The following is a 22,185-nucleotide window of genomic DNA, read 5'->3' as shown; positions in this document are numbered from 1 at the left end:
TCGAGCGTTTTCGCTATCGTAGCGCGGCGACGAGCAGCAGCAGGCCCGCGACGACGACGGCGAGGGCGAACGGGACGGTCGTCGCGTCGGCGATCGTAGCGTTCGCGGCGATGCGATGGACGGCTGCAGCGGAGACGGCGCCGCCGACGCCGACGGCGAGCGTGGCGCCGACGTGAACCGACTCGGGGGCGAACGTGTCGGCGGTGGGGCCGACCTCGCGAGCGAGCGTGGCGCCGTACTCGCCGGCGTCCCAGACGACGAAGCTGGCGACGATACCGCCGAGGACGAGCGGCGCGCCGACGCCCGCACCGGTCGCGAACGCGGCGGCGACGAAGACCCCGGCGGCCGCGAGCGCCGGGCCCGGCGCCGACTCGGGGAGCGCGCCGGTACTCGTGACCAGCGCGAGCGCGAGCGAGAGGACGGCCGTCATGCCGACGAGGACCGCCGCGAGCGTCGTGACGACCGGGAGCGAGCCGTAGAACTCGACGACCGCGCCGGACTGCCGGGCGAAGGCCGTCTCGAACTGGCCGGGGAGCGCGTCGGCGACGAACGACAGCGTCGGCGGGAGGACGACCCCGTGGAGCGCGACGGCGAGCGCGACGACCGCGCCGCCGCCGAGGAACGGCGTGAGCGCGACGACGGCGTCCGCCGCGTCCGCCCGGGCCAGGCGTCCGAGCAGCCAGACCGCCGCGGCGGTCCCGCCAGCGACCAGCGCGGTCGCGAGGAGGAGCGCGCGGAGCCCGTGGCTCGCGGTCACCGCCGCGAGGAGGCCGTAGACGCCCGGCGGGACGAGCGAGCGCAGATCGGACGGTGCGAGGACGACCTCGATCAGCGTCACCGGAAGCGCGAACGTAGTGACGAGGAGGGCCCGGCGAGCGCCGCGACCGACCGCGTCGGCGGTCGCCTCGACGCGGTCGTCGGTCCGCGGCGTCGACAGCTCGGCGACGGGGAGAGCGTCGACCCCGCGGGCGACCGCCAGCGACGCCGCCCCCACGAGGAGCGCGAACGTGAGCAGGTGCGTCCGGCCGGGTACCGGTGCGACGACGGCACCGACGGCCCCGCCGGCACCCTCGGCGAGCGGGGCGAACACGGGCGCCTCGCTCGCGCCGCCGAGGCGGGCGAGCAGCGCGGTCAGGAGCATGAGCGCGGCGACCGTCAGCGGCACGACGAACGTCTCGACGGCGAGCTTCGCGTACGACCAGACGGTCTCCGAGCGGAGCCGTCCCGAGACCGTCGCGAACCCGCCGACCAGCGCGAGCGTCCCGCCGAGGACGACCGCGGTGGCGCTGACGATCCGGAGCCCCCGGGCGCGGATCTGCGAGACTTCCGGGACCGGGTAGGCGGCGGCGAGCAGGTCGAGGAAGGTGTAGCCGACGGCGACGGCGAAGCTCGCCCCGACACCGAGTGCGAGCACGCCCGCGGCCGCCGCCGCCGCGCCGCGCCACCGGTCGCGGTCGACCAGCCACAGACTCGCCGCGAAGACCGCGGCGTGGGCCACCGCGACGACGAGGGAGAGCGTCGGTCCGGCGCCCGCGATCAACCCGACGGCGGCCGCCAGCGACGCGACGAAGACGACCGCGGCGCTGGCCCTCGTCGGCCCGCCGCCCCGACGGGACGCCCCGTTCCGTTCGACCGCTTCGGGAACGCGCTCGTCAGCCACGAGAGCCTCCCGGCAACCGCGACAGCGCGGCCGCCAGCGACCTCTCGACGGGGTCGCCGCGGTCCCAGTCGACGGCGGCCGCGCCGGTCGCCGACACGTCCGCCAGCCGAACGCCGCGCTCGTGGCCCGCGACGCGGCCGCCCAGCGACCCCCCGCCGGTCGCGTCCGGGCTGAGGACCACCACCGGATAGCCGCGCCGGCGGAGCCGTCGGACGAGCGAGACCGGCCAGTCGTCGGCGAGCGGCGTCACGAGGACGACCTGCGCGGTCGCCGGGAACTGCGAGAGCAGCATCTCGACGGCGTCCGCCCCGCCGTCCGGCGTCGCCTGGTCGGGCCGATTCGCCGGCCCCGCTCGGTCGCCGGCGGTCCCGCGGTCCGGAGTCGCCCCGGCCTCGCCGGCGGTCGGCGTCCGGTCGGCGAGCGTCGGACCAGCGGGCTCGCCGTCGGTCGAGGCGGCGGTCGATTCCGCGGCGCTCGCGCCGGGGTCGTCGGCGACGCGCTGGACGGCGTCGAACAGCGTCCGCGCGACCGCGGTCGCGTCGGCGCGCTCGCCGTCGACCCAGGGGATCGGTCCCGCCCCGGTCGGAACGGACGAGGCGCCCCCGTCGACGCCGAACGCGGCGACGCTGGTCGTCACGTCCCCGTTGACGAGGGTCTCGTAGATCCGCTCGGCCGCGTAGCCGCCCAGCGAGGCGGCGGTGGGCGCGCCGGCCCGGGGACGGACGCGCCCGACCGGCCGCGCGTCGACGGCGACGACGACCCGGACCGCCCGCTCCTCGCGGTAGGAGACCGTCGACAGCTCCTTGCTCTTGGCGAACCGCCGCCAGTCGATACGGCTGATCGAGTCGCCCGGGCGGTACTCCCGCGTCGAGTGAAACTCCAGGCCCTCACCGCCGCTGTCGGTCGGGTGCGTCCCCGCGCTGACCGGCGTCGTCGACCCGACCGGCGCCGCCGATACCGGGTCGAGCGAGGACAGTTCCCCCTCGCCCGCCGCCGGCACTGTCTCGGTGACGAGGCGGCTGGCGCCGAGCGACCGCAGGCGCACGACCGGGTCGGCGAACGGGAAGTCGCCGCGCTTTGCCACCACGTCGTAGGCGACCGTCGCCGACTCGCCCGGGCGGAGGACGAACGAACCCCGGGCCGACCCGTCGACGACCGCCAGGTCGTCGGGCACGCCGTCGACGACCCGGAGGTCCGGCAGCGTCGCCTCGGAGACGTTCTCGACGGTGAGCCGGACGGTCACCGTCTCGCCCGGCGGCGGCGTCGCCTCGTCGAACGACCGCTCGACCGCGACCGCAGCGTCCGTCGGGACCGACGAGACCGCGCCGTAGACGACGTATCCCAGCGGGATCGCCGTCGCGGCCAGCAGCAGCGGCGACGCGTACAGCAGCCCGAGCGCGACGAGCGCCCCCGCCGCGACCGCGCCGACCCGCCAGCGGTAGACCCGCTCGCGGCTCACGACGCCGCACCTCCGGGTTCCTCGTCGACGGTCCCCGAAGCCTCCGCGACCGACTCGCCCGACGCGCTCGCACCCCTGACGGACTCCTCGTCAGCCGTCGGCTCGGCGACCTCGTCCAGCGCAGCGACCGTCCGCCGGACGCGACGTTCACGCTCGCTCTCGGGGTCGAGCCAGAGCCGGAGTCGCGCCCCGAGCGTCGCGACGGGACCGCTTTCCTCCGAGAGGAACACCGCGGCGGTGTGATCGTCGGTCCACGTCCCTGCGGCGACGGCGCGGTCCGCAGCCTCGGGGTCCCACCCCGCACGGCCGAGTCGCGCGACGGCCAGCCGCCGGAGCCGCTCTCTGAGTCCGGTGAGCGCCCGTTCGTCACCTTCGACGGCCCGCTCGACCGCCTCGTCGAACTCGCCCGCGGCGAGCGTCCCGTCCGGTGCGGTCGCGGTCTCGGGCTCGGCGGCGACGACGGCCGCGAACCGCCGGCTCGCCGCCGCCGAGTCCGAGACCAACCGCGACCCCCGGGAGGTGACGGCCGCCCGGAGCAGCGAGAGGCCGAGCGCGGCGCTGCCGGCGACGAACAGGTCCCGCGGCCCGACAGTCGCGGCCGCGCTCACCAGCGTCGACAGCGGCGCGGTCTCGGCGACCGCCGCGGGCGCCGCGACCGCCAGCGCGCCCAGCAGCGTCGCGAGAACGCCGAGCCCGCCCAGCGCCGCCCGGAGCGTCCCCACCATCAGTTCTCACCCGGTCCCTCGTCGCCGGCATCGTCGGCGTCGTCACGGTCGTCCTCGGTGGCGTCGAGCGTCGACTCGATGCGCTCGATGGCACCCTCCACGGCCGGGACGGACTCGTCGGGCGAGCGGGGACCGTACTCGACGGCCCGGAACTCGTCGCGCAGGGTCGCGACCGCCTCGGCCGGGAGGCTGTCGGCCGTCACCGCGTGGTCGGCCAGCTGCCCCGGCGTCTTCGTCCACGGCCGCCGGACCGAAACGTGCCCCAGGAACCGGCCCCACGCCTCCCGGATCGTCAGGTGGGCGTCGTCGGCGTCGTGCCCGGTACCTCCGGCGGTCGAGCCGCGAGTCGATCCGGACCCCGCGGACGCGCTGGGGCGGAGCCGCCGCGACCAGTCGTCGAGCCACGCGCCCAGCGCCGCCAGCAGTTCGGCCGGGGAGCGCTCGCCCGCGACCAGCCCGCGGAGGTGCGCGAGCGTCGCCCGGAGGCGCGCCGCCGCGGCGACCGCGCCGCCGACGAATCCGCGCACGGTCCAGCGGGCGAGCGCCCGAACCCCCGCCGCGATCCGCCGCGTGACCGCTCGCGGATCGAACGACCGACGTGCGACCCCGGCGGCCGCGAGCGCGACCAGCGCTACCGTCGCGAGCGCGACCGCCGCCGCGTTGACCAGCGGGTTGGCGACCGTCGTCCGCGCGGTCTGCCCGCTCGCGGCGACGGCGACCGACGCCGACGACGCGAACGGGAGCGTCGCGGTCAGCGTCCCGTCGACGCCGGTCGTCCCCACGAGTTCGCCGTCGACGCGGACCGGCGCCCCGGCGACCGACTCGTTACCGAGTCGCGCAGTGACCTCGACGGGCGTGCCCGCGAGCGGGAGCGGCCAGAGCGGGTCGGCCCCGACGGTCAACCCGTCGAGTTCGAGCGTCCGCTCCCCGATGACGGGGTCGCGGACGACCCGCAGCGTGACGTTTCCGGGCGAGTCGGGGAGCGCCACGTTCGCCCGGCCGGCCGCGCTCGTCCGCGCGACCGACTCGCCGTCGACGGTCACGGTCGCGTTCGGGACCGCCACGCCGTCGACCGTCGCCGTGACGAGTACCGTCGCCCCGGTCCGCACGTCTCCGGAGACCGACAGCGTCGCGTTCGTCGCCACGTCGAACGACCGCGAGGTGTTGGCCGCTTGCCGGTCGAGCGCGTCACTCGACTCCCGGTTCGACGCCTCGGTCCGTCGGCGGTCGGCCAGCCACCCGCCGGAGCCAGCGGGGAGCGACTGGGGCGCGTCCCGATCCAGCGACCCGCCGGCCGCCACGCCCGACCCCGTCGTCGTCCCGCCCGACACCGTCACCGTCAGGTTCTCCACGAACGGGACGCGCCCCGTGACGGTCCCGTCTCGACCGGTCTGGCCGATCGGCTCGCCGTCGAGCGCGACCGTCGCCCCCGCCACCGGCTGGGCGCCCGCCTCGACCGTCACCTCGACGGTCGCCCCGGGCGCGGCCGTCCGGTTGAGCGACACGTCGTACCCGCTGGTCGGCTCGTCCGGTTCGCCCGCCGGCGTCTCGACCGGACCGCTTGGCGTCACCGGCGTCGACGGCGCCGGCGTCGCAACCGGTCCCGGCTGGGTCCCCGGGTCGGTGGCCGTTCCCGTTCCCGGAACCGTGGCGTTCTCACCGGACTCCGCCGAGAACGTCTCGCCGGGGCTGCCCTCCTCCTGCGGGGCGTACTGTCCCGGGGCACCGCTCTCCTCGTACGCCGACTGCTCGGCGCGCAGGCGCTCGGCGCCCGGCGTCGGGTCGAAACGGACCCACCCCACGTCGGCGAAGTACACTTCGACCCACGCGTGGGCGTTCATCGCCCGCACCTGGAAGGTGTTCGCGCCGACCTGCCGGCCCGTCGAGTAGCCGACGACGTAGCGGGCCGGGATGTCCTGACTGCGCAGCATCGTCACCATCCCCGTCGCGAAGTGCTCGCAGTAGCCCGCGTCCATCCGCGTGACGAACTCGCGCGCGACGTTGTCACCCGACGGCCGCGAGGCGTTCAGCGAGTACTCCTTGTTGGTCTCCAGCCACTCCTCGATCCGCGTCGCCGTCTCGTAGGGGTTCTCGGCCCCCTCCGTGACGTTGTTCGTGAACGGCCGCAGCGACACCGCCGTACTCGGCGGGAGCCGCGTGTAGCGCTCCTCGACCTCGTCGGGGTAGTCCCGACCGCTCGGCCGGAGGACCGCCGGGTCCCGCGGCGGTTTCCGGCTCACGCCGACGTAGCTGGCGCCCGCCGCCAGCCGGTCGTCCGCCCGCGCCAGCCCGCCGTCGGTCAGCGAGACGCCCTCGCCCCGTTCGAGGCCCGTCGGCCGCCACACCGTCGGCGCCGCGCTCGCCGACTGGACGAGGTCGACGCGGTAGCGCGTCTCCTCTCCCTGGACCGGCGCCGTCGCGTCGCTCGGCTCCGAGCGCGACCACCCGCTCCCCGTGTACGTGTCGTAGGCCCCCGTGCGCCAGTAGTTCGACTCCTGACTCCGCACCCTGAAGTGGACCTCCGTGTCCTGCGAGCGGAACGGACTCCCCCCGCTCTCCCCGATCGGCTCGCCAACGGTCGTACTGTTTCCGACGTTCAGCGCGCCGAACCCGCTGGCGCCGGCCCCCGGCGGGCCCGCGCCGTCGCCCGACCGGTTCTCCGCGCCGGCGGGTAGCGGGATCAACGACTCCGCGGGCGCGTCACCGAGCCCGACCGACGCAGCAGCGGGGATCAGCGCCGTCGCCAGGATCGCCGCGACGACGCAGGCGACCGCGAGCGCCGCGACCCCGTACTCGCGAGTCGGCGCCGCCTCGTCGAAGTCGAAGCGCTCGTCGGCGTCGCTCATCGGTCAGTCGCGGCGGGGAGGGCGAGTAAAAGCGGTCCACTCCGGGCGATGCATTCACCGAAAGGTGGACTGCCAGAAACAAATACTTCGTGGTCACCGGTTCGCTTCGGCCGCTCGCGCCGGTTTCGCCCGAGTCCCGGGACGCACAAGGGCTATGTGTCCCGCCGAGAGAGAGGTGGCCATGATCGACGGCTCCACCTGCCCGAAGTGCAGCGGGCACGTCAGCACCACCGACGGCACCACGTACGTCTGCGACGACTGCGGCGCCGAGTTCGACTCCGCCGACCTGTTTCTGCCCTGATCACGGCGCGCCAGCGAGTCGTTCGGGAGTTCGTGTCCCAGGAGCCGACATCGCTCCAAATCCGGTCGCCGAGAGGAAGTCTTTCGTCCGTCACTCCCGAACCGTGTGACCGTGCGCACCACTCTCCTCGCCAGATCGAAGCGGCCGCTTCGGTACGTCATGGGGCTCTCGTACGTCCTCGCGGGAGTGCTCCACTTCGTCGCACCGGAGACGTACGAACGGATCGTGCCGCCGCAGTTCCCGCGGCCGCGGACACTCGTCTACCTCTCCGGAATCGCGGAGGCCGGCCTCGGCATCGGTGTGCTGTTCGAACGGACGCGCCGCCGCTCGGCGTGGGGTCTCATCGCGCTGCTCGTGGCGGTGTTCCCCGCGAACGTCTACATGGCCACCGGTGACGATTTCGACCTGGGGGACGTGCCTGCACAGCTACGTGACCCGCGCGACGCGGCGCTGTGGGCGCGGTTGCCGCTCCAGGCCGTCCTCGTCGCGTGGGCGTGGTGGTACACGGACGAGTCGTCGGGTCGGGAGTAGGGCGGCCACCGGAGACACGGTAGAGGTCAACGATCCGAACGGTCGGTCCGACTTTCGAAATCCTTTTTTCTCCCCTCCCCGCACTCGGAGATACGCCCGACGGCGCGCCGCCTTAGCTCAGACTGGGAGAGCACTCGACTGAAGATCGAGCTGTCCCCGGTTCAAATCCGGGAGGCGGCATCCTCTGAACCCGCTCGCCGAGCGAAGCGACCGTCTTCCTCCAGTTCACAAGACAGAGCGTCGTGGCCTTCGGTGACAACCGTCGTTGCCCCGGAACTCGTCGTCACTGCCGGACTAGAATCGGCTCGACAAGCACATTTTAGTACTCCTTCGATAATACCGTGATATGACTCGGCGGGGACAAAGGAGACTGGACGCGACCGGGGGCGAGGAGCGGACGCTCGTCGTCGGCGGCGACCGACCGATCCGGATCAGCGCGGGGCACAGGCTACAGCACCACGATGGGAAGTGTTCGCGACCGCACGGGCACAACTACGAGGTCCGCGTCGAGGTGACGGGGCAGATCCGCGAGGAGGGATGGGTCGTCGACAAAGGCGATATTACCGCAGTCATCTCCGAGTGGGACCACATGTTCCTGCTCGAACGGGGTGACCCGCTGGTCGAGGCCTTCGAGGCGAGCGGCGACGGCGACGCCGTGGTCGTGCTCGAACGGCCGCCGACGGCCGAGGTGATGGCGGTCGTCCTCGAACGGGAGCTGCGCGAAGCGTTCCCCGAAACGGTCTCCGACGTGGCCGTCGCGGTGAGCGAGACGAGCGAACTCCGCGCCACGTACTGATGCCGGTGAACGACGCGATCGAAGCGGGAGCCGACCGGCCCGCCGACGCCGAGGATGCGCTGCCGGTCAACGAGCTGTTCCACTCGCTGCAGGGGGAAGGGAAGCTCGCTGGCGTTCCCACCGTCTTCGTCCGGACGAGCGGCTGTAACCTGCGGTGCTGGTTCTGTGACTCCTATCACACGTCGTGGGAGCCGACCCACGCCTGGATGGGGATCGACGAGATCGTCGACGCGGTCGCCGAGCGCGCCCGGACCGACCACGGTCGGGCCGACCACGTCGTCGTGACCGGCGGCGAGCCGATGATCCACGACGAGGTGGTCGCGCTGCTCGACCGCCTCGACGCGGCGGGGTTTCACACTACCGTGGAGACGAACGGGACCGTCTACCGCGACGCGCCGATCGACCTGGCGAGCGTCAGCCCGAAGCTGGCGAGCAGCACGCCGACCGCCGACCGCGACCCGAAGGGCGACGGCGAGTGGGCCGACCGCCACGAGGACCGACGAATCGACCTCGAGGCGCTCGCGGCGCTCGTCGACGCCTACGAGACGCAACTGAAGTTCGTCGTCACCGGCCGCGAGGACGTAGACGAGATCGAGGCATTGGTCGAGCGCGTGCGCGAGGCGGCGACCGCGACCGTCGCGGACTCGGACGTACTCCTGATGCCCGAGGGACAGACCCGCGAGCGGTTGGACGAGACCCGCGAGGCAGTGGCCGAACTCGCGGCGGAGTACGGCTACCGGTACACGCCGCGGCTGCACGTCGACCTGTGGAACGACGCGCCGGGAACCTGAAGCGAACGACTACGACATCACGACTACTCAGACATGACCGACGACGACCAAACGACCGACGACGACCGAGCCGTGATCCTGGTATCGGGCGGGATGGACAGCGCGACCGCGGTCTACGAGGCGATGGACCGGGGCTACGAGCCGTACTTCTTCCACACCTCCTACGGCCAGGAGACGGAGACGAAAGAACGCGAATGCGCCGAGGCGCTCGCCGAGGAAGTCGACGCCGCCGACTTTTGCCACGTCGAGACGCGCCACCTCGCGGCGATCGGGGCGTCAAGCCTGACCGACGCCGAGATGGACGTGGCCGACGCCGACCTCGACAGCGAGGAAGTCCCGACCTCCTACGTTCCGTTCCGGAACGCGAACCTGCTGTCGATGGCGACCTCGTATGCGGAGGCCACCGACTGTTCGGCGGTGTTCATCGGCGCCCACAGCGAGGACTTCTCGGGGTATCCCGACTGCCGGCCCGACTTTTTCGACGCCTTCCAGCGGGTGATCGACGTGGGGACGAAACCGGAGACCGAGATCGAGCTCGTCGCCCCGTTCGTCGAGTGGTCGAAGACCGACATCGCCGAACGCGGGCTCGAACTCGGCGTGCCCTACGATATCACCTGGAGCTGCTACCGCGAGGAAGCGCCCGCCTGCGGGACCTGCGACGCCTGCGCGTTCCGGCTGCAGGCGTTCCAGCGCGCCGGCGTCGAAGACCCCATCGACTACGCCGAGCGGCCGGACTACTGACCGCGAGGGGCGTGACCGTCCGACTACCGCTTCGGGAGCGTCGCGATGAACTCGTCGGGGCCGACGCGGTCGACCGTGTATCCCTCGGCGTCGAACGACTCGACTTCGGCGGCCATCTGGTGATACAACGGCGCCGGTTCGTGGTCGTTGACCAGCGTCAGCGCCTCGCCGCTCTCGATGTCCTCGAACGCGTCGAAGATCTTCGGGTGTCGCTGCGACGGTGGGATCTCGCGGAGGTCCAGTTGCTGTCCTGCCATCGTCGGGACGGACGCGTCCCTCCCGCGAGTCGGTTTCCCGGAAGATGTTCGCCCGGCGGAGCGTGAGTCACGCGGAGGGCCCCGCCGTGACCGCCCAGACCGTGCTCTGGATCGACTTCCCGAGGAAGTAACCGACGAGCGCCCACAGGACGGCCCGCTCGGGACTCTGGACGGCGGCACCGACGGCGCCACAGGACGCCGCGAGGAGGAGCCCCGGACGCGCCAGGGGCGAGAGCGATGGCATGGTGGTCCTCGGTCGGGCCGCGACGTGAGCCTTCGTCCGAACGGGTTCGGTCCGGGGAGAGGCGGGGCGAGGCACTTGGCGGGACCGCGGCCGTCACCCGAAATCCGTCCGACAGGCCACCGACCACTCGCAGTCGGAGGCCTCGCGGAGTCGCTCGTAGAACCGACGCAGCCCCTCGGACTCCGTCTCCGGGAGGACGTGCAACTGGACGGCGCGGTTGCGAACGGTGACGCGGAACACGTCGGCCGTCTCCTCGTCGCGGACGAGATACAGCGGCATCGGTAGCTCCATGAAGTCGCCCGAGCGGTAGCTGTCGGCGTCGAGCACGTCGGTGACGAGCGCTTCGAGGTCGCCGTCCGACCGGTCGGCCGCCGGGGAGAGGACGAAGACCGTCTCGCCCTCGTACTCGACGCCGCCGCCGCGGGGATAGGTGCGTTCGGGCCGTCCGGGGATGGCGAACGAAGGGTCACGCGCCGGCATGTGGTCGCCTCGCACGGTGATACGGCGCCATGCCTTTTAAGCTCTCGCGCGCTCGCTAGCTGAAGTCGGTGCCCCACTCGACGGTGAGCGTTGAAAGCCCTCGGCCCGCTCGCTAGGAAGAACTGCAATCATCGGGGACAGCAGGCGCCGAAAGCCCTCGGCCCGCTCGCGGTCGCTGAGCGACATATCCACGCTCTCCGCACGGCCCGCGCGGATAGTAGTCGCTCAGACGACTATATAAACGCGAGCGCGCCTCGCCCTTTCAGTCCACCAGGGACAACACGGCACCGCAGACGGCCACATCCCTCCCCAACCGATTGCGATGCTCGTCGCAGGCTCCTGCGCTTCTCATCCCTCGCACGATGCTGTCGCGACACGAGGTCGCGACAGCGCGCGCCACCGCACTACAACCGCACTGCAACCGCTCACTACCTCGATTGTACTGAATATTCGTCGGGAGAAACAATGCAGTTCGGCGTTAGAGGGAATTCTGCGGACGATCCAGTCGCTCAGTCGTCGGTCGCGGGTTCGGCGTCGGGGTCGGCGTCGGGGGCCGGGGCCATGCCAGGAGAGTCGGTGAGGGAAGCGTCGCGCCAGGTGCCCAGGCGGTACCAGGCGTAGGCGATAGCGGCGCCGGCGACGTTGGAGACAGCGAACGCGAGCCAGATCCCCTCGTACCCCATCTCGCCGGAGGCGAAGTAGGCGACGGGGAGCCGGACGAGGCCGAGCATCGTGATGGAGATGGCGGCGGCGGTCAGCGTCTTGCCGGCGCCGCGGAACCCGCCCTTGTAGGAGTGGAAGATCCCGGTGAAGCCGAAGGTCGGGGCGACGTACCGGAGGAACAGGCGGCCGATCTCGACGACCTCGGGGTCGTCCGAGAAGATCGCGACGATGTTCGGGGCGCCGAGCCACGTGAGGACGCCGACGGCGGCGAGGACGCCGAACATGGCCTTGGCGGCGAAGTTGGTGGCGCGGCCGGCCCGGTCCTGTTCGCGGGCGCCGATGTTCTGGCCGACCATCGTCTCGACGCCGCGGCCGACGGCGATGGCGGGGAGGAAGATGACCGAGAACATGCGGACGCCGACGGTGTAGGCGGCGATGACCGTCTCGCCGAACGGCGTGACGATGGTGAGCATGATGACGACGGCGATGGAGTTACCGGTGTTCTCGATGGAAGCGGGGACGCCGACCCGGACGATCTTCCGGAGGTAACCCAGGTCGGGCCACATGTCCGAGAGGTGGATCTGGACGCCGCGGTTGCCCCGGAACATGATGGCCATGCCGATGACGGTCGCGAGCGCTCGGGAGAAGATAGTGGCGTAGGCGGCGCCGTTGATGCCGAGCTCGGGGAAGACCCACCACCCGAAGATGAGGAAGGGGTCGAGGACCATGTTGACGACGACGGTGACGAACATGACCAGCATCGGCGTGATCGTGTCGCCGTAGCCGCGCATCAGCGACATGAACACGAAGAAGGCGAACATGAAGATCATCCCCAGCGAGATGATTTGCAGGTAGCCCGTCGCGCCCGCGACGACGTTCTCGGGGCCGCCGATCAGGTCCAACAGCGTGCCGACGTTGAGGTAGCCAAAGGCCCCCAGGAGCAGCGACGCGATGATGGCGAAGGTGACGGTCTGAGAGGCCGCGAACTCCGCCTGGTCCTCGTCGCCGGCGCCGATATTCTGTGCGACGAGGATGCTCCCGGCGATGGATATACCCAGCCCCAGCGAAATGAGGAAGAAGACGAGCGGGAACGCCATCCCGATGGCAGCCAGCGCCGTCTCGCTGTACTGGCCGAGCCAGATGGTGTCGACGAGGTTGTACGCCGTTTGCAGCAGGTTGGTGATGACGATGGGCAGCGAGAGGTAGAACAGCGGGCGCGGGATGTCACCGGAGGTGAGGTCGAACTCCTCGCGGTCCTTGAACACCATGTTCACCCGCCTGCGGACGCCGGCGACGAGGCGGTCGAGTCCGGAGTCCGCCATCAGTCGTCGCCTCCCGCGGTCGCCAGGCCGTCGTCGCTCTCGGCGCCACCGCTCGCATCGGCGGCGTCGCTCGCCTCGCCGCCATTCGTTTCACTGTCTGGTTCGAGATCGGCCGCCACGTCGGCGTCGGGGGCGAGGAGGTTCGCACGGACGTACGCGAGGAAGGTGTCGCGGACGCTGCCGTCGGTCTCGCCGAGGGCGACCCGGCGCGTGTTCACGCCGTCGACGAGCGTCGCGACGAAGGCGGCGGTGTCGTCGGGGTCCACGTCCGACCGGATGGTCCCCTCGTCGATCCCGGCGGCGACGATGTCCCGAACGCGACCGCGGACGAACGCGTCGACCCGCTCCAGCTGCTCGCGATAGGCCTCGACGTACGGCCCCTGGGCCTTGATCTCCAGCAGCGCGGTCTGGAACTCCTCGTACTCGCCCGTTCCGTCGTCGTCCGGCCCGTCGCTCCCCGTCTCGCCGCCGTCCGACTCGCCGTCGGCCTCGTCCGTTCGCTCGGCGGGACAGAGCACCTCGTCGACGAACCGCACGAGCCGCTCGACGGCGTCGTCGCCGTCGGTCGTCCCGACGTCGTCGGTGAAGGCGTCGTAGAGGTGGTCGAGAAAGGCCAGTAGCAGCTCCTCCTTGGTGTCGTAGTGGTAGTGCAACGAGGCCTTGCTCTTGTCCGATTGGTCGGCGATGTCCTGCATTGTCAGGTCCGCGTAGCCGTGTTCGCACAGCGCGCGGTAGGTGGCCCCCATGATGGCTTCCGGGGTGGAGCCGTCGGCCGCGGCGCTGTCCGTCGCTCCGGTCATTACCGATCTTAACTGACCGGTCAGTCAAAAGCGTTGCGAACTGACTGACCGGTTAGTCAATGTTTCGCACGGGCGCTCCCGCCGACCGGGAATCCGCGCGGCGATTGAAATAGCTCGGGCTCGACGTTTCAGACGGAGGCAAACCGTGACACACCACCCGGACCACGAGGTCGAACTGTTCAAAGACGAGGGAGCATATCAGGTGTACGTCGACCTGCCGGGGTACGACCGCGACGACGTCGACCTCCGCTGGCACGACGGGCGGCTCCACGTCACCGCCGAACACCGGACCGGGGCGGGCGAGACCCGCGTGTTCAACCGCCACGTCTCGGTGCCGCGGCGGATCGACGCCGACGCCATCTCGGCGACCTTCGGCGAGGACGTGCTGACGGTGCGGCTTCCGGTCGCCGAGGGAGGGTCCCGGCCCGGGACGCGGATCGAGGTCGGGGAGTAGCGGGACGGACCGTCCGACCCGGTCCGCCACCGGGCGTGGAGTCGCCCGCTCACACCCAGTCCAGGTCGGGGTCGATCCGGTCGGGCGGCGTCTCGCCGGCCAGCGCCGCACGGACGTTGGTCGCGACCGTCTCGTGGAGGTCCGCGCGCGCCTCCTCGGAGTACCACGCCGCGTGGGGAGTCAAGATTGCGTCGTCGCGGTCGAACAGCGGCGAGTCCTCGGGCGGTTCCTCGGCGAACACGTCCAGCCCGGCGGCGGCGACCTCGCCCGCCTCCAGGGCGTCGGCCAGCGCGGCCTCGTCGACGACCCCGCCGCGCCCGGTGTTGACGACGACGGCGTGGTCGGCCAGCCGCTCGAACGCGGCGGCGTCGACCATCTCACGGGTCTCCTCGGTCAGCGGCGCGTTCACCGAGAGGAGTTCCGTCCTGTCGAGCAGCTCCTCGAAGTCGACGGACTCCACGCCGTCGTCGGCCATCTCCTCGGCGTCGACGTACGGGTCGTACGCGACGGACTCCACGCCGAAGCCCTCGACCTGTTCGCGGACGCGCCGAGCGATCGGCCCGTAGGAGACGAACCCGAGCGTCAGGCCCGACAGTCGATGGATCTCGCGGCCGGCCCGCCAGTCCCACCCGCCGGCTTTCACGTCGCGGTCGTACCGACCCAGCGAGCGGAGCGAGGCCAGCAACAGCGCCACGGTGTGAGTCGCCACCTCCTCGGTGCAGTACTCGGGCACGTTCGTCACGACCACACCACGCTCGGCGGCGGCGCCCACGTCGATGGTGTCGATGCCGACGCCCGCCCGAGCGACGATCCGCAGGTTCGGACACGCCTCGAGCACGTCTGCGGTCACCGGCGTCGACACGTCCGCGACCAGCGCCTCGGCGTCGGCCGCCGCTTCTCGGGCCGCGTCCTCCGAGCTCGTCTCGGCGACGGTAACCGTCGCGTCCGGTCCCAGTCCATCGCGTAGCAACTCGGCGTCGATCATCGGATCGTCGCTCACGACGACTTCCATACCGGGACACGGGACCGGGCCGACATAAATACGGTCGCCCCTTCCCGCCCGCTGGTGTTGGCGATACCCGGCGTCACCGACGCCGATCAACCCGTACTCGCTCGCTTCCGCCTTGAGAGCGTTCAAGTACCGGCCGGGAGAACGCGAGGCCATGACACCCGACCCCGAGACTCTCGCCGAGGCGTACCTGCCCCGACTCCGGGAGAACCTCCGCGAGACGGTGATCGACTTCTGGTACCCCCGCGCCGTCGACACCGAACACGGCGGTTTTCTCACCAGCTACGACGCCGAGGGCGAGTTCGCCGGCAACGACCGCAAGATGATCGTCACCCAGGCCCGGATGCTGTGGTTCTCCGCGCGGTGCTATCGGGCGGGCTACGGCGACGAACTGCTCGACGCCGCCGAGCGCGGCTTCGACTTCCTCACCGAGGAGATGCGCGACGAGGATCACGGCGGCTACTACTGGGAGGTCGAGCGCGACGGCGACGTGGTGAAACCGAACAAGCACATGTACGGCCAGTCGTTTGTCCTCTACGGTCTCGCCGAGTACTACCGCGCCAGCGACGACGAGGCCGCCCGCGAGGCCGCCGTCGACCTCTTCGAGCTGTTCGAGGCGGAGGCGTACGACGACGACCACGGCGGCTACGTCGAGTACTTCGAACCGGACTGGACGCCGATCACCGACGGGGGCACCTACCTCGACAACATCGAACCGGACTGGTCGCCCAAGGAAGACGTCGACGCCGAACTCGACCCCACGACGAAGCTCATGAACACCCACCTCCACCTCATGGAGGCGTTTACCACCTTCTACGAGGCCACCGGTCACGACCTAGGCGGGAAACGGCTCTCGGAGCTGCTGACGATCAACACCAACACCGTCGTTCGCAAGAGACTCGGCGCCTGTACCGACAAGTACGCCCCCGACTGGCGGCCGCTGCTGGACGACGAGAACTACCGCATCGTCTCCTACGGGCACGACGTGGAGAACGTCTGGCTGACGATGGACGCCGCCGACGCGCTGGACTCGCCGCTCGAGTACTACCGCGATCTGTACGAGACGCTGTGGGACTACTCCCTTTCGTACGGCTACGACGACGACCACGGCGGCTTCTACTTCTACGGTCCCTTCGAGGAACCGGCCACGAGCCGGGTCAAGGCCTGGTGGGTTCAGGCCGAGGCGCTGACGAGCGCCCTGCGGATGTACGAGCTGACCGGCGACGACCGCTACGCCGACGTGTTCGCCGAGACCTACGACTTTATCGACGAGTACCACGTCGACCGCGAGGTCGGCGAGTGGCACTCCGGCGTCACCGAGGACCTCGAACCGGTGGGCCGCAAGGGCGCGATGTACAAGGGCGCCTACCACAACGGCCGCGCCCTGATCGAGTGCATCGAGGCGCTGGAGCGGTTGCAGGACGCGTAAGGCGTTCGCGCCCGGCGACGGTCGTCCTCGCGGTGTGCCGAAGCGGGAGGCTCATGTGCGAGCACCCGATAGGGTCGCTATCCCCCCGACGGGAGTCTACTATGACACGCGAGGGACACTCATGACACGACAGAGACGCGGGAGCCCGTACGCACCGGGCGACGCCGACGACACCGCGGCGATGCTCGACGCGGTCGGCGTCGACGGCGTCGAAGACCTGTTCGACATCCCCGAGTCGGTCCGCTTCGACGGCGAGTTCGGCATCGAACCGCGCAGCGAGCGCGACGCCCGTCGGCTGGTCGAGCGGACGCTCGGACGCAACGACGAACTGACGGAGTTCATGGGCCGGGGCCACTACGACCACTACGTCCCGGCGCTGGTCGACGACCTGGCGAGCCGCCAGGAGTTTCTCACCTCCTACACGCAGTACCAGCCCGAGGTCGCCCAGGGCTTCCTCCAGGCGCTGTTCGAGTACCAGTCGATGCTCGCCGAGTTGACTGGTCTCGGTGTGGCGAACTGCTCGATGTACGACGCCGCGACGGCGCTCGGCGAGGCCGCGACGCTCTCCCAGCGCGTCCGGTCGGTCTCCGGCGACCGGATCCTGGTCCCCGACCAGCTCCGCGAAGGCAAACGCGAGGTGCTCGCCGCGTACGCCGACGGTCCCGACCTGACCGTCGAGACGTACCCGACCGACGAGGGGACCGCTGACGTCGACGGGCTGGCCGACGCGCTCGACGACGCGTCCGCGATGGTGTACGCCGAGAACCCGACGGTTTGCGGCGCCATCGAGCCCGAACTTGGTGCGGTGGGCGACCTGACGGACGACCACGACGCGCTGTTCGTCCTCGGGTCGGACCCGGTCGCGCTCGCGCTCCTGGAACGACCCGCCGACATCGGCGCCGACGTGGTCGTCGGCGAGGCGAGCGCGCTCGGCGCCGGGACCGCCTACGGCATGGGTACCGGCCTGTTCGCCACCCGCGAGGACTTCCTCCGACAGGTGCCCGGCCGACTCGTCGGGGTCGGCGAAGACGCCACCGACCGACGGGCGTTCACGCTGACGCTTCAGACCCGCGAACAGCACATCAGGAAGGAGCGGGCGACGAGCAACATCTGCACGAACCAGGCGCTGATGGCGCTTCGGACCGCGATCCACGTCGCGACGCTCGGCCCGGACGGCCTGGTCGACCTCGCGAAGGACTGCGTGACGCTCGCCCGCGACCTCGCGGTCCGACTGGACGAGGTGTCGGGGCTCCGGGCGCCGGTGAACGACCGGCATCACTTCCGCGAGTTCCAGGCCCACACCGACCAGCCCGCCGCTGCCGTCGCCGCCGACCTCGAATCCGAGGGGTTCGCCGTCCACGTCGTCGGCGAACACCGGATCCAGGTCTGCGTGACCGACGCGAACGAGCCCGCAATCGACCGGTTCGTCGACGCGATGGCGGAGGTGGCCTGAGATGAGCGAGAACGGGGCGCCCGAGCCGAACGCCGGCGACGACGCCGAGGACCACGCTCCCGAGGCGGGGACGCTGTACGACCAGGCGCGCTGGACCGACGACGGCGAGTACGAGCCGCTGCTGGCCGAGAAGGACGCCACGGCGGTCGAGATCGGCGACGACTCGCCGCTGCCCGACGACCTGACGCGCGACTCGCTGGAGTTGCCCGACCTGGCCGAACCCGAACTCGCCCGCCACTACACGCGACTGTCGCAGATGAACTACGGGGTCGACAGCGGGCCGTTCCCGCTGGGGTCGTGTACGATGAAGTACAACCCGAAGTTCACCGAGCGGGTGGCGGCGCTACCCGAAGCGGCCGTCCACCCCGACCGCTCGGCGGGGAGCGTCCAGGGCACGCTCGAACTCCAGGCCGAGCTACAGGACTACCTCGGGCGGATCGGCGGGATGGACGCGGTGACGCTGCAGCCGCCCGCGGGCGCAGCCGGGGAGTTCACGGGCATCCGGATCGCCGCCGCCTACCACGATGCCAACGGCGACGACCGGACGGAGGTCGTCATCCCCGACAGCGCCCACGGGACGAACTTCGCGACGGCGGCGATGGCGGGCTTCGACGTGGTCGAACTCCCCAGCGCCGAGGACGGCCGCGTCGACCTCGATGCGCTGGAAGCCGCGGTCGGCGACGACACCGCGGCGCTGATGCTCACCAACCCCAACACGCTCGGTCTGTTCGAGCGCGACATCGAGGAGATCGCCGAGATCGTCCACGACGCCGGCGGACTGCTGTACTACGACGGCGCGAACCTCAACGCCCTGCTCGGCCGCGCTCGGCCGGGCGACATGGGGTTCGACGTGATGCACTACAACGTCCACAAGACGTTCGCGACGCCCCACGGCGGGGGCGGCCCCGGCGCCGGCCCCGTCGGCGTCACCGAGGAGCTGGCCGAGTTCCTGCCGACACCACACGTCCGCCTGCAAGCGGACGGGAGCGGCTACGAGCGTTACGAACCGACCCAGTCGATCGGCAAGGTCCACGGCTTTGCGGGCAACTGGCTCGTGCTCGTGCGCGCGTTCGCCTACATCGCGCGACTGGGCGACGCGGGCCTGGCCGACGCCAGCGCGCGGGCGGTGCTCAACGCCAACTACCTCGCCAGCCGGATCGACTACGAGGTGCCCTACGGGCCGTTCCACCACGAGTTCGTCGCGAGCGCGGGCGACCAGGACGCCGCCGACGCCGCGAAGCGGATGCTCGACTACGGCGTCCACCCGCCGACGACGAAGTGGCCCGAGATCGTCGACGAGGCGCTGATGACCGAGCCGACCGAGGCCGAGAGCAAAGAGTCGCTCGACGATCTGGCCGCCGCGTTCGACGCGGTCGCCGCCGAGGACGACGCGGCGCTCGAAACCGCGCCCGAGCGGACCGCGGCCCGTCGGATCGACCAGGTGAGCGCGGCGCGCGAGCCGCGCCTGTCCTGGCACGCGCTGGAGGACTGACCCGCGTTCGCGCCGCGCGACCGACTCCGGGCGCCTCGCGCGCTCGCGACTCGCACCTCAGTTTCGATAATCGGGGGGAAGCGGATATATGGGCGGCTTCGTTGGATCCGGTCACGAATGGGAGGGACGGTGCTGGCGGTCGGTCCGAAGCACGACCGGCCCTGGGTGGACGAGCTCGAAGCCGACGGGTGGGACGTGGCCGAGGCTACGTCGACGCGGACGGCGCTGTCGATACTCGGAACGACAGACGTGGCCTGCGTCGTGATCGACGGCACCGACGGTGCCGACGGCGACACCGACCCGCTCGACGCCCTCGGCGGCGTCCGCGAGTTCGGATACGACCAGCCGGTCCTGGTGACCACCACAGAGCCGGACGGCGAACTCGCGGCGGCCGCGACCCGACTCGGCGTCACCGAGTACGTCCCGCGAGCCGCGAGCGACGAGTCGCTGGTCGACCGCGTCCGGACGCATCTGCCGGACCCCGACGCCGCGACCGAGGCCGACGGCGAGCCGACGGAGGCGACCGGGGGCGACGCGTCGAGCGGTCGGGGCCGGGGGGCGACGGTCGCGACCATCGAGGAGACGGCGGACGCGCTCGACGACGTCAGCGACGGGCTGTACGTCCTCGACCTGCAGGGACACTTCGCCGTCGTCAACGAGTCGCTCGCGTCGATGGTCGACCGTGACGCCGGAGCGATGGTCGGCGAGCACGTCTCGTCGATCACGACCGACGCGGCCGCCGAACGGGTGTTTCCGGCGGTTCGTCGCGTGATCAACGGCGAGAGCGACGCCGAGACCGTCGAGACGACGATCGTGCCGGACGACGGCGAGCCGTTCCCGGCCGAGGACCACCTGACGGCCGTCGAAGAGGACGGCGAGGTGGTCGGCGTCGCCGGGGTGATCCGGGACGTGACCGACAAGCGCGAGCGGACCCGCGAGCTCGAGCGCTACGAGTCGATCATCGAGGCGGTCGACGACGGCGTCTACGCCCTCGACGACGAGGGACAGTTCGAGGTTATCAACGACGCGCTGGCCGAGTTGACCGGCTACGACCGGGAGGAGCTGCTGGGCGAACACACCTCGATCGTCAAGGACGAGCAGACGGTCCAGCGCGCGGAGAACAAGCTCCGTGACCTGATCCACGGCAACGCCGTCGAGACGACCTTCGACCTGGACCTGTTCCCGAAGTCGGGCGAGCCGGTCGACGCGGAGGACCACATGGTGATGCTGACCGACGAGGACGGAGAGTTCGCCGGAACCGCGGGCGTCATCCGCGACATCACCGACCGGAAAGAACGGGAGCGCGAACTCCGCGCGGCCCGTGGGCAGTTCGCCGAGCTACTCGACACCTCGCGGGCGTTGCTGGGCGCCCACAGCGCCGAACGCGTCGGCGAGATCGTCGTCGACGCGGTCGCGCACACGCTGGGGTTCGACATGAATGTCGTCCGCATCTACGACGCCGAGCGCGACTGTCTCGTCGCGCTCGCGGCCTCCGATAGCGACGCGGTCACGGTCGACGACCGACCGGACTACGCGGTCGGCGATGGCGGCCCCGGGCTGGCCTTCGAAACGGGCGAGATCCGTCACGCGCCCGCCGACGTCGCGGTCGCCCCGTCGGAGATGCCCGGCGAGGCCGTCGAGACGCTGTTCGTTCCGCTGGGCGAGCAAGGGGCCGTGAGCATCGGCGCGACCGAGCCGGGCGCGTTCGACGACCGCGCGCGCGAGCTGGCGGAGATCCTCGCCGCGAACGCGGCGGTCGCGCTCGAACGCGTCGCCTACGAGGACGAACTCGTCCGGTACCGGACCGTCCTCGAAAACGTCCAGGACATGGTGTACGTCGCCGACGAGGAGGGGCGCTTCTCGCTGGTGACCGACCCGCTGGCGACGTGGCTCGGCGTCGACCGCGCGGACCTGGTCGGCCGGCCGGTCGCCGCGGTGCTCGCCGACGCCGACGCGCTCGACGTGGCCGTCGACGCGGTGAGCGACGGCGCCGACAGCCGAGTGCTGGAGGCGGACTTCGAACGGGTCGACGGCGCGTCGCTCCCGGCGGAGGTCGAGGTGTCCCCGCTGCCGGGCGAGGAGATCGCCGGCACCGTCGGCGTGGTCCGCGACCGGACGGAACTGGTCGAGACCCGCGAGCAACTGGAGACCCAGCGCGACCGGTTCACCTATCTCTTCGACAACCTCCCGGACGCCGTCGTCGAGGCCACCCACGTCGACGGTGAACCCGTCGTGAACGCCGTCAACGACGCCTTCAGCGACGTGTTCGGCTACGACGCGGCGACGATCACCGACGAGTCGCTCAACGAGTTCGTCCACCCCGACGACGAGTACGAGAGCGGCCACGACCTCGACCGGCGGGCTGCCGAAGGCGAGACCGTCCAGAGCGAGGTCCGCCGCCGGACCGCCGACGGCTATCGAGACTTTCTCTTCCGGGGGATCCCCTACGACGCCGGCGAGGAGGAGATCAACAGCTTCGGCATCTACACGGACATCACCGACCAGAAAGAGCGCGAGCGCCGGCTGCAGGTGCTCAACCGCGTCCTCCGGCACAACCTCCGCAACGACCTCAACGTGGTGCTGGGCTACGCGGAGATGATCGCGGGACGGGTCGACGACGAGACGGTCAACGAGTGGGCCCAGACGCTCATCGACACCGCCTCCGAGGTGGCCTCGCTCGGCGACCGCGCGCGCTCGCTCGACCCTGTCTCTTATACACATCTCTGAGCGGG

General features: G+C 71.1%; 19 protein-coding genes and 1 tRNA gene. 10 read left to right on the top strand and 10 right to left on the bottom strand.

Annotated elements, in window-relative coordinates:
• Positions 1-13 precede the first annotated feature (13 nt).
• From C475_RS09125 to C475_RS09110, 4 genes are read right to left on the bottom strand one after another with little or no spacing between them, the layout of a single operon-like run.
• Positions 14-1,660, bottom strand: a complete 1,647-nt coding sequence (locus tag C475_RS09125; RefSeq protein WP_006883528.1) for a DUF7519 family protein — start codon at positions 1,658-1,660, stop codon at positions 14-16.
• Positions 1,653-3,119 carry a DUF58 domain-containing protein gene (locus tag C475_RS09120; RefSeq protein WP_006883527.1) on the bottom strand — a complete coding sequence of 489 codons (1,467 nt, stop codon included), beginning with the start codon at positions 3,117-3,119 and terminating at the stop codon, positions 1,653-1,655. The genes C475_RS09125 and C475_RS09120 overlap by 8 nt, the downstream gene beginning before the upstream one ends.
• Entirely contained in the window at positions 3,116-3,844 is a 729-nt protein-coding gene (locus tag C475_RS22815) for a DUF7269 family protein (protein ID WP_006883526.1), read from the bottom strand. The genes C475_RS09120 and C475_RS22815 overlap by 4 nt, the downstream gene beginning before the upstream one ends.
• On the bottom strand, positions 3,844-6,690 hold the full coding sequence (locus tag C475_RS09110) for a transglutaminase domain-containing protein (RefSeq protein WP_006883525.1): 2,847 nt from the start codon (positions 6,688-6,690) through the stop codon (positions 3,844-3,846). The genes C475_RS22815 and C475_RS09110 overlap by 1 nt, the downstream gene beginning before the upstream one ends.
• Positions 6,691-7,096: 406 nt before the next feature.
• Here C475_RS09110 and C475_RS09105 point away from each other — a divergent pair, with 406 nt between their 5' ends.
• From C475_RS09105 to queC, 5 genes are all read left to right on the top strand, one after another.
• Positions 7,097-7,522 (top strand): DoxX family protein, encoded by a 426-nt coding sequence (locus C475_RS09105; protein WP_152436372.1) that lies wholly within the window; start codon positions 7,097-7,099, stop codon positions 7,520-7,522.
• 106 nt (positions 7,523-7,628) lie between these two features.
• Positions 7,629-7,702: transfer RNA gene (locus tag C475_RS09100), tRNA-Phe, on the top strand.
• Between the two features lie 166 nt (positions 7,703-7,868).
• A complete protein-coding gene (locus C475_RS09095) occupies positions 7,869-8,318 on the top strand; it encodes a 6-pyruvoyl trahydropterin synthase family protein (RefSeq protein ID WP_006883522.1) in 450 nt (149 codons plus the stop codon).
• Positions 8,318-9,109 carry a 7-carboxy-7-deazaguanine synthase QueE gene (locus C475_RS09090; protein WP_006883521.1) on the top strand — a complete coding sequence of 264 codons (792 nt, stop codon included), beginning with the start codon at positions 8,318-8,320 and terminating at the stop codon, positions 9,107-9,109. The genes C475_RS09095 and C475_RS09090 overlap by 1 nt, the downstream gene beginning before the upstream one ends.
• Before the next feature lie 33 nt (positions 9,110-9,142).
• A complete protein-coding gene (gene queC / locus C475_RS09085) occupies positions 9,143-9,850 on the top strand; it encodes a 7-cyano-7-deazaguanine synthase QueC (protein ID WP_006883520.1) in 708 nt (235 codons plus the stop codon).
• 23 nt (positions 9,851-9,873) lie between these two features.
• On the opposite strand, the gene C475_RS09080 is transcribed toward queC, so the two are convergent.
• From C475_RS09080 to C475_RS09065, 5 genes are all read right to left on the bottom strand, one after another.
• Positions 9,874-10,107, bottom strand: a complete 234-nt coding sequence (locus tag C475_RS09080; protein WP_006883519.1) for a DUF2249 domain-containing protein — start codon at positions 10,105-10,107, stop codon at positions 9,874-9,876.
• A gap of 67 nt (positions 10,108-10,174) precedes the next feature.
• On the bottom strand, positions 10,175-10,351 hold the full coding sequence (locus tag C475_RS24325) for a hypothetical protein (protein WP_006883518.1): 177 nt from the start codon (positions 10,349-10,351) through the stop codon (positions 10,175-10,177).
• A gap of 93 nt (positions 10,352-10,444) precedes the next feature.
• A complete protein-coding gene (locus C475_RS09075) occupies positions 10,445-10,831 on the bottom strand; it encodes a hypothetical protein (protein WP_006883517.1) in 387 nt (128 codons plus the stop codon).
• 509 nt (positions 10,832-11,340) lie between these two features.
• Positions 11,341-12,816, bottom strand: a complete 1,476-nt coding sequence (locus C475_RS09070) for an MATE family efflux transporter (protein ID WP_006883516.1) — start codon at positions 12,814-12,816, stop codon at positions 11,341-11,343.
• Positions 12,816-13,616: a TetR/AcrR family transcriptional regulator gene (locus C475_RS09065; RefSeq protein WP_006883515.1), complete on the bottom strand. Its 801-nt coding sequence runs from the start codon at positions 13,614-13,616 to the stop codon at positions 12,816-12,818. Before C475_RS09065 ends, C475_RS09070 begins: the two co-directional genes overlap by 1 nt.
• A 145-nt stretch (positions 13,617-13,761) precedes the next feature.
• Between C475_RS09065 and C475_RS09060 the strand changes: the two genes are divergently transcribed.
• Positions 13,762-14,070 (top strand): Hsp20/alpha crystallin family protein, encoded by a 309-nt coding sequence (locus C475_RS09060; RefSeq protein ID WP_006883514.1) that lies wholly within the window; start codon positions 13,762-13,764, stop codon positions 14,068-14,070.
• Between the two features lie 49 nt (positions 14,071-14,119).
• Here C475_RS09060 and C475_RS09055 read toward each other — a convergent pair whose 3' ends face one another.
• On the bottom strand, positions 14,120-15,082 hold the full coding sequence (locus C475_RS09055) for a C-terminal binding protein (protein ID WP_006883513.1): 963 nt from the start codon (positions 15,080-15,082) through the stop codon (positions 14,120-14,122).
• A 151-nt stretch (positions 15,083-15,233) separates the two neighbouring features.
• On the opposite strand from C475_RS09055, the gene C475_RS09050 reads away from it, so the two are divergent.
• From C475_RS09050 to C475_RS09035, 4 genes are all read left to right on the top strand, one after another.
• A complete protein-coding gene (locus tag C475_RS09050) occupies positions 15,234-16,508 on the top strand; it encodes an AGE family epimerase/isomerase (RefSeq protein WP_006883512.1) in 1,275 nt (424 codons plus the stop codon).
• Between the two features lie 121 nt (positions 16,509-16,629).
• Positions 16,630-17,961 carry an aminomethyl-transferring glycine dehydrogenase subunit GcvPA gene (gene gcvPA / locus C475_RS09045; RefSeq protein WP_006883511.1) on the top strand — a complete coding sequence of 444 codons (1,332 nt, stop codon included), beginning with the start codon at positions 16,630-16,632 and terminating at the stop codon, positions 17,959-17,961.
• Position 17,962: 1 nt separating this feature from the next.
• The gene (gene gcvPB, locus C475_RS09040; RefSeq protein WP_006883510.1) at positions 17,963-19,453 is read left to right on the top strand and encodes an aminomethyl-transferring glycine dehydrogenase subunit GcvPB; all 1,491 of its coding nucleotides are present in this window, start codon (positions 17,963-17,965) and stop codon (positions 19,451-19,453) included.
• Positions 19,454-19,570: 117 nt separating this feature from the next.
• Positions 19,571-22,180, top strand: coding sequence for a PAS domain S-box protein (locus C475_RS09035; protein WP_006883509.1), 2,610 nt, complete (start codon positions 19,571-19,573; stop codon positions 22,178-22,180).
• The last annotated feature ends 5 nt before the right edge of the window (positions 22,181-22,185 follow it).

The sequence above is a fragment of the Halosimplex carlsbadense 2-9-1 genome, assembly GCF_000337455.1.
In the GTDB taxonomy this organism is placed as follows: Archaea; Halobacteriota; Halobacteria; order Halobacteriales; family Haloarculaceae; genus Halosimplex; species Halosimplex carlsbadense.
This window is presented reverse-complemented; position numbering and strand designations above follow the sequence as displayed.